The following is a 6,335-nucleotide window of genomic DNA, read 5'->3' on the forward strand; positions in this document are numbered from 1 at the left end:
CACACGATGGTGAGACATTGAACATAACACTAATGAGTTATAGAGATTTATCCATGAAGAATCTAGAAGAAGATAATTTTACTGCATTCCTACATCCTAATACTACTAAAATAGCTTTTGTTTATAATAACAAGCCTATTATTACATACAATCTTGATGACATAGATACGAGAAATAAGTAACCAGCCCCCTACATTCTTGAGAAAAAGGGCAAGCCCCTATCCCTATAAAAAGGAGATTAAGGCTATTATTTTAATCTGTTAGTCTACCAGGATATATGTAAGCGTCAACTAAAGGGCTTTATATTTACCGCTTACTGCTAGAGCGGCTATAAGGATAAAAAAGCGCCTATTCCAACTTCATTCCGTTGAAATAAGCGCATCCTACGTGTTTTTAATTGTTATCCGACAAACTATAAAGACATTGATGTCATTTTAGAAATCTCTTATACCATTCGTGTAATGTTCGGATACTGGTTGCTCAAAATCATGGTAAAATACCCTATCTTGATAATTTTTATGTTTACCACTCGAACTATCGCACAGGAAATAATATCTATCAAAATCCCACATATACATATGTACTTCTCCTGCGGGCACTATTTCCTTACATACAGGACAATAGTTCCCTGCATTTTGAGTCTGAGTAACTCCACCATATTTAGGATCATATCCATAACTTGTGCATGTTTTATTGCAAGTTTTACACCTCCATTGTTTAGGGACATACTTTGCTTCTACAGTTAGAGTCATTGCTAAAATCAAACACAAACTTAAGCAAATCGTGATTGCTTTTTTCATCATACTGTTCATCTGTTTGCACCTCCTACAGAATTTATAGGTTAACTTGAATATATCATGTCCTATTTTGTTTTCAATAGATAGTGCACGAATAACATTATTAGGAGCACGAATAACATTTGGGGGAATATTTAGTTTAGTAGATGCATTATATCTTTTAGTAAATAATCTAGTATGAGCAAAATGCAATTTACAAAGATAGAGTAGTCTAGCGACGTTTTTATGTTATGCGGGCAGAATAGAGATATCATAAAAGTTATGATAACAATTATTGTTGAAAAAAACTTTTTTTGTTTTGTTTCATAGTTAGTGAGGGCAATTTTAGAATTTTCTCTTGGAGCTAATAGTAGAACTATGGTAATTGAAAATGCATAAATGAGTAACTCCTCACAAAATGTGATATTCATTTTACTGAAAAACGCAACTGATATACCTAAGGTGATGGTATATAAAAAGCATCGTATATTACTTTTTGAATGAAGCCCTCCAGTTTGGTGCCTAAAGAGGGTAAAAACAGTAAGCCAGACTAATAGTTCTATAACAGTATGTGTATAAATTCCCCACAGAATAATAATTGAATCTGTGAGAACTTCATTTAGGGTACATTCTACTCCATAGATAAAGACGTCGATATCATCAGAAGAATAGTTAGTACTAGAAATACTGATAAGTCTGGTAACAATGAGTTTGGATAAACTGTGCATTTTTGAAGAATCCCTTTTAATCTAATCTTGTAGAATAATTAATAAATTTAGTTGATAAATCCTTTGCAAAGGAACGCCCGATGCTGGCTTCGGTACCATTTGATAGTTTTATAGTATTTTTAGAAATACTATATACATGGGCAAGATTCACTACAAAAGAACGATGTACTTGTACAAACGTAGACGGAAGATTATTAACAACATCCCCAAATGATTTGTGCTCAGAATAAGTTTTGTCAGCAGTTACTATATCAACATTATGAAGGTTACTTACAAAGCAAATTATGTCTGCGAATGGAATAGATATAACATCTGAGCGGAAGTGGTATGTATAGACTTCGCTAAGAGATTTTTTATAAACATCATCAAGGCATTTACCAATGCTGACAGGTTCTGCTGGCTTTAATAAGTAATTTAATGCGTGAACATTGTATCCCTGAAATACATATTCCTGAAAAGCAGTTATTATGATAATTTCCCCATCATAATTCATATTTCTAAGGTTATGTGCAAGCTCTATGCCTGACATTCCGCTCATCTCAATATCAAGAAAAATGACTGAGATTTTTGGAATGGTTTCATTAGCTTTGAGAAAAGCTTCTGCGGATGAATAGGATAATATATCATTTTTAACTTTTTTAGTCTTACTCCAATTATTGATAATATCGTTAAGACGATTTGATTCTACAGGATTGTCTTCAATTATTGCAATATTCATTGGATCCCTCCACTAGTGGAAACATAATAGATATAGTAAAAATGTTATTGTTAGTATTAATATCAATAATTCCGTCGAATTGCGCTGTGATTTCTTCGATTCTCTTTAATCCAAGTCCTGGTTTAGAAAAGTTTCTTTTTCTAGATAAAAAGTGGTTTTGGTTATCTACTTTATATTCTCCATTAAAAGAATTATCAATTTTAATCAGCATCATATTTTGTATGGGTTTTATTGAAAAATCGATAAATGGTTCAATTGTCGTATCTGAGGCCTTTAGTTCCATACAGGCTTCTATAGAGTTAGTGAATAGATTTCCCAACAAAGCACATGTGCTAAGGTCATCTAAAGGAAATAAGTCTGGTATGAAAATAGAGGTCCTTATACGAATCCCCTTCGATTTTGCTTCTGGAATTGTAGTTGAAATAATACAATCAATTGCAGTGTTACCCGTTGCAGGGAGATGGTGTGAGTCATCAACTACACTTAGGTATTGGCGGATATAACCCATGGCGTCATTTACTTTTGATTCTTTTAATAAGTAGTTGATAGTATTTAAATGCAGAGTCAGCTCATGCTTCATCTGTCTTAATGATTCAGTAGATGCTATAAGATTAGAAAATTCTTTCTTTTCTAGTTCAAATAGTTGTTGCTTAGTGGTTAATTCGATATTTAAGGCATTTGCATACGCTAATTTGTATATGAATATTAGTAGTAAAAGAAATAGGGATATATAGATTGTGCATACCAAAATCATGTTATTGGTGAATGACTTGTCGTTGAATTTTTCAGCGGATTCTAATGTTATAGATGTTATATATTCTCCGAAGAAGAACCCTATGATACATACTAAAATATAGATTATTCTTTGGAAACGAGTCATGCTTAACTCATTGTTCTTAATATAGTGGAAAATAAAAACAAATGAAGCGATTGTAGCTATGTACAGCAATGTAAATGGAACTCTAAGAGCTCCGCCTGCATTAGTAGCAATAGTATTGGCATTAAAGAATAACTGAGGAATTAATGCGACGATACTATCGGCAGATAAGCAAATAACAAAATAGATACTTGTCCATATTATTTTTTTTGACACAGAGTCACTGTAAAAGATAGCAGAGAAAAGGATACATATGAAGAAAATAAGAGAGAAACGAATAGGTATTGAAATATGAAATAGGCTTAGTAAACTTGTGGATACCATGATTCCTAGCAAATATAGAATTTTTGCGAGTAAGGGGAAATCTGTTTTTGACGTTAGTTTATCATTTAAGAAGATGCATAGTAGACTGGATTCTACAATGTTTATAATTAGTTCCCATATATAGGATGTTAGTGTCATATTATCCTCCCCTCATATATTTGATGTTCAACATTAGTTTATCATTACCATAAAAAAGCAACAAGACCGTTGAATGTTGTTCGTGCTCCTAATCGTGTCGTTCGTGCACTATCTATTGAAATGATTTTGGTAGATGATATATTTGAGTCAGAAAATGTATCTGTTGGAGGAGGGGAGCGGCATGAGTAAAAGACAGATTATGGCTAAGAAAGTATTGCAGGCTACGGAATATGTGGCTAAGAAAAAGGCTAACTGTTTATGTTTCGGAAGGTTTTATGAGCCTAAAGTTCCGCAGAAACTAAAGAAATAAGTAAGAGGAGGCGTGAGTTTATGAAAATAGTAAAAAAAATTACCACATTGGTTATGATGTTTGTATTTTTGTTGGCGCTTGCAAGACCATTGAGTGTTGAAGCTGTACCAGCACCTACGTTGACACAAATCATAATACACGATATGACTTATGAGGATACAACAGGTGAGATTTATGTTTATATTGAATATGTAGGAAGACCAAGTACAGCATCTGTTATATGTAATGGTTTTGTTTGTCCGGAAGATACTAGATATCGAGATACCATTTTTGGGTCAAATAATATAGAAGTTGGTGAAGTAAGGTTTTTTAAAACACCATATACATATGATCAAAGGAATGGGATACATTCATTTGCTGTAACTGCAGAGGCACAAACCTTAAGATATCCAAGACAAACGATACGTGCAAGTAGGATTATTCCTGGTGCTTCAAGTAATTAACAGAAGCAGACTTACATATGAATTTGATAAGTTTTTAAAGCATTGACAAGCAGTTTAGGTAAACAAAAAATTGGGAGGTGTTTTATGAACAAAGGTGGAAAAGTGCTTCGATTATTAGGAATTTTATTCTTGAGTGTATCATTATCATTACAGGTTTTTGCAGCAGAAACAGATGATGAAGAAGTATTTTTCGAGAATGGCAATACAGATGAGATTTTGTTTGAGGATTTACAAAATGAGTATCCAATTGTTAGTGAGTCAGATTTTGAGGATTTAGGGTTATCTTTTCCAGGTACTGTATCTGCACCAATTTCTATAGGCACAATGGCAAATTCAAGTGTAGGGGACAGATACGAATCTAATAATAAGTATGAAACAGCGACTACAGGCCTCATGGGAAAAAGAATATCGGCAACATTGCATGACGGAGATGTAGATTGGTACAAGATGGAAGTATTAGATACCTCTGTGCCATATGCATTTGTTTTAATGGATATACCAAGTAATTGCAATTATGACATGATTGTTGTTAATTCAGACGTTACAGAGGGGTATATTGATTTTAAGGAAGGAAATACATCAGAGGTATTTTATCTGAATTTTGAATCGGAAGGAACGTATTATATCTGTATACAATCAAGTTCAGGATACAGTGATACACCATATACATTATATTTTGGAGCAGCTTATAAAGATGGTGGCACAGGTTGGAGAAGTTCTGGATTGACTTTCAATTTTGGATATAAGCCTCAAGGAGGAACAGATTATAAATCGTGCGAACATAGATATTATAACCTGACAAATGATATTGCTATTCCAGATGGAGCAGTTTTGACAGATTTCCGTATGGATAATAGTGGAAATGGAGGGACATGGGGTGGCTTTTATAAGTTCCTCAGAAATTCTGCAGGACGTGAAATGACTCAATATGGAAATTTAGAAGCTTTTGACATTCCAGAAAACACATATTATGCTAAACAGAATTGGGAAATTTGGGGAAAAGTTCTATATAGTTATAGTTTTACCTGGCAGCCAAATATTTACATCGGCTACAAATATGTTGTATCTCCTCAGACGATGCGTTTTTTGTAATGTAATGCATGAGTACTTAATTAACTAATATTTTTTACATAATGAGTCGACATAAATATATATAAGAATTAGTAGGAAAGCATTTTTTCAATGGATTGAAAGATTGAAAAAATGCTTTTTCTATTATAAGTGAATGGGGTGGTCAAGATGATTGTAAGTTAATGAGGAATGATAGTTTTTATATATGATTTAAATCTTTTTTTGTTTGCTTTGTTTTATCAAACGAAGAAAAGGTAGAAAGGAAAAATATGAACGTAGGTAGTGTGGGCGTTGCACCAATATACTCATACAGTACATTGATGAATTCACAAAAACCGAGTACAGAAGAAAGTATGGAGCCATTTGGGAGCGTTACAGAGGAGGAATTGTCTGAGGATGAGAAAAAGCTTGCATTAATTGCTCAAGCAATGAATAAAGCTTTGCAGGATCAAAACAGTGTTGCGAGTCGCGCTGGAGAGATTGAGAACATTTCTTTTGAAGGTTTATCTGAGGATCGAAAGTTTCTTGGAATGACTTCATACCCTGTTTCCAAAGTTGAAAGTAACATTGTTGTAGCTTATGAAGCAGAAGAATCCACTGAAGAAGACCCGATTGTTCAAATTACATTGAATGATTTGGATGGTGAAGAGAAAACATTTGATATCCATATTAATGAGGTCGACCCAACTTCTGCAACTGATATGGAAATGTTTGCATTTCTATCATATCAAGATTCTATCGGCAATAAAGTTGAGGGAGCAATTAATAGTTGGGCAGCTTATCGTACTATCCAAATGGAAAATGACTGGGGTTCATTTGAAAACATGAACTCATCCAGTGGATATGAGGATTTTACTGAAAAGAAGTACGACTCTTACGCTATAGCTGCGGATGTGTACACTTGGGCAAAGGATATACAACACGCTGATGCAGAGAGGCAGGTAATGTGG

The 6,335-nt window shown here is 33.7% G+C and carries 8 protein-coding genes and 1 pseudogene; 5 read left to right on the forward strand and 4 right to left on the reverse strand.

Translation table 11 applies throughout. From position 1 onward, the window contains the following. Positions 1–182 (forward strand): hypothetical protein (locus BLV53_RS17260; RefSeq protein ID WP_207646217.1); only part of this gene is annotated, 182 nt, incomplete at its 5' end. Positions 183–434: 252 nt separating this feature from the next. Here the strand turns inward: BLV53_RS17260 and BLV53_RS16665 are convergent. The 4 genes from BLV53_RS16665 to BLV53_RS16680 all read right to left on the reverse strand — a co-directional run bounded on the left by BLV53_RS16665 (position 435) and on the right by BLV53_RS16680 (position 3,561). Then, positions 435–812: a hypothetical protein gene (locus tag BLV53_RS16665; protein WP_090302745.1), complete on the reverse strand. Its 378-nt coding sequence runs from the start codon at positions 810–812 to the stop codon at positions 435–437. 119 nt (positions 813–931) lie between these two features. Next, positions 932–1,504: an accessory gene regulator B family protein gene (locus BLV53_RS17880; protein ID WP_090302746.1), complete on the reverse strand. Its 573-nt coding sequence runs from the start codon at positions 1,502–1,504 to the stop codon at positions 932–934. 16 nt (positions 1,505–1,520) lie between these two features. After that, positions 1,521–2,222, reverse strand: a complete 702-nt coding sequence (locus tag BLV53_RS16675) for a LytR/AlgR family response regulator transcription factor (protein ID WP_090302747.1) — start codon at positions 2,220–2,222, stop codon at positions 1,521–1,523. Beyond that, entirely contained in the window at positions 2,203–3,561 is a 1,359-nt protein-coding gene (locus BLV53_RS16680; protein ID WP_090302748.1) for a GHKL domain-containing protein, read from the reverse strand. Before BLV53_RS16680 ends, BLV53_RS16675 begins: the two co-directional genes overlap by 20 nt. Positions 3,562–3,742: 181 nt before the next feature. On the opposite strand from BLV53_RS16680, the gene BLV53_RS16685 reads away from it, so the two are divergent. From BLV53_RS16685 to BLV53_RS16700, 4 genes and pseudogenes are all read left to right on the forward strand, one after another. Beyond that, a complete protein-coding gene (locus BLV53_RS16685) occupies positions 3,743–3,871 on the forward strand; it encodes an AgrD family cyclic lactone autoinducer peptide (protein WP_139298998.1) in 129 nt (42 codons plus the stop codon). Positions 3,872–3,891: 20 nt separating this feature from the next. Next, a complete protein-coding gene (locus BLV53_RS16690; RefSeq protein ID WP_090302750.1) occupies positions 3,892–4,314 on the forward strand; it encodes a hypothetical protein in 423 nt (140 codons plus the stop codon). An 84-nt stretch (positions 4,315–4,398) separates the two neighbouring features. Then, complete coding sequence (locus tag BLV53_RS16695) at positions 4,399–5,406, forward strand: hypothetical protein (protein WP_090302751.1); 1,008 nt, start codon at positions 4,399–4,401, stop codon at positions 5,404–5,406. A 248-nt stretch (positions 5,407–5,654) separates the two neighbouring features. Beyond that, positions 5,655–6,335: pseudogene (locus BLV53_RS16700) on the forward strand (hypothetical protein); the annotation flags it as partial.

It is taken from the genome of Pseudobutyrivibrio sp. ACV-2 (genome assembly GCF_900107545.1).
GTDB lineage: Bacteria > Bacillota > Clostridia > Lachnospirales > Lachnospiraceae > Pseudobutyrivibrio.